The following is a 1,618-nucleotide window of genomic DNA, read 5'->3' as shown; positions in this document are numbered from 1 at the left end:
TGTAGAGGTCGCAGCAGCGGCCGGTAGATCCGAGAACGGGAGGGCGGGCCGTGCACCGAGCGGTTCGGTGGCAGGCTCGTCCTCCCGCGGTTGAGGGATCCGTCTCGCAGCTTCGTTCTGCGCTGTGCTGGCTCGCGTGCCGGCACGTCGAGCCGGATGGCGGAAACACCCTTACTCGTTCGGCGTGACGGGGAACGTCGTGTCCTTTGATCGGAAGCAGATCCAAGGAGCAATCGAGGCAGCCGTGTGACGCAAAGGATGCCGCGTCGGACCGGCCATGCGTTCGGCTTTGGGCAGCCCTTCGGCTAGACTCCGGGAGTGGCCAAGCGCGATACCCTCCTCGCCCAGATTCTGAGCGGCACTGCGGATGCCAACGTTTAGTTCGACCGATTGCGCGGCTTGCTTCTTCGTCTGGGATTCGACGAGCGGATTCGCGGGAGCCACCACATCTTCACGAAGACCGGCGTCGAAGAGATCCTGAACCTGCAGCCGAGGGACCGGAACGCGAAACCGTATCAGGTCAAGCAGGTGCGCGCCGTCATCGTGAAGTACCGAATGGCGGGAGGATCGAATGGCCGATAAGTGGAAGTACGAGATCATCATCTACTGGAGTGCCGAGGACGAAGCATACATTGCGGAGGTCCCCGAGCTCCCGGGGTGTGCAGCCGATGGCGCCACGTACAAGCAGGCCCTGGCCAACGCAGAGGTCGTGATTCGGGAATGGATCGAAACCGCTCGCGATCTGGGCCGGGCCATCCCTGAGCCCAAGGGGCGCCTGCTGTATGCATGATGGCGGCAGGATGCCGAACAACAGCGTCGAGCCGCCGCGCGCAAGGAACGCGTGCGGCTTACACTGAGCGTTTGGCTCGGTTCATGGGCTCGTTTTCACCCCGAAAAGCGCCGCGGAGAAGGACTGAGTGTGCGACGTTGCCGTTCCTTGCGGCGACCGGCCCCTCTGCGCCACACCGTCGGGCACGCGACCGCAGGGGTCCTTGCCCTCATCCCTCCTTCCGTCGAGATGGTCGGGCAGCTTACTCAAAGCGGGCGGCACCCCGCATGCACGCTTGCCGAAAGGACACATAACAAGCGCCTCGATCTGTCCGGCTTGAACGCCGTTGCCAGTCGCGGTCGCCACTACGCCGGCAGCTCAGGCGCAAGCCGTTAGACGTCATCTGGTCCCCGGTTTACAATCAACGGCGTGCGGTCCTAGTGGCGTCGTCCCAAAGCGGAAGAGAACTGTGAACGGCTGAGAGAAAGCGCGTGAATCTGGTGAAGTTGCCGTGGCGTGAAGTGGTCTGCGTCCTTTTGTGAGAGAAGTGTCAGCGGAGATCAGCGGCGCGGCGAAGTGAGGTGCTGGACACCCATCTCTCCGGCAGGCGCGAGTGGATGTCCCACCGACCCCTCGCCAGCGGGCGCCGCCGAGCCGCCCTCTCCTCCGTACTCGTACTCGTTCACGTGAGGTGCTGGACACCCATCTCTCCGGCAGGCGCGAGTGGATGTCCCACCGACCCCCGAGTGGATGTCCCACCGACCCCTCGCCTGCGCGCGCCGCCGAGCCGCCATCTCCTCCGTACTCGTACTCGTTCACGTACCCGTTCACGGCCGCTTCCCCGTAGAC

General features: G+C 64.2%; 2 protein-coding genes. Both read left to right on the top strand.

Annotation, left to right across the window (positions count from 1 at the left end; genetic code table 11):
• The first annotated feature begins 390 nt into the window (after nt 1–390).
• Nucleotides 391–582 carry a type II toxin-antitoxin system HicA family toxin gene (locus L6Q96_17120; protein ID MCK6556280.1) on the top strand — a complete coding sequence of 64 codons (192 nt, stop codon included), beginning with the start codon at nt 391–393 and terminating at the stop codon, nt 580–582.
• Nucleotides 572–790 carry a type II toxin-antitoxin system HicB family antitoxin gene (locus L6Q96_17115; protein ID MCK6556279.1) on the top strand — a complete coding sequence of 73 codons (219 nt, stop codon included), beginning with the start codon at nt 572–574 and terminating at the stop codon, nt 788–790. The genes L6Q96_17120 and L6Q96_17115 overlap by 11 nt, the downstream gene beginning before the upstream one ends.
• Nucleotides 791–1,618 lie beyond the last annotated feature (828 nt).

This window comes from Candidatus Binatia bacterium, assembly GCA_023150935.1.
In the GTDB taxonomy this organism is placed as follows: Bacteria; Desulfobacterota; Binatia; order HRBIN30; family HRBIN30; genus JAKLJW01.
The sequence above is the reverse complement of the archived record's forward strand: the minus strand, read 5'-3'. Positions and strand labels throughout refer to the sequence as shown.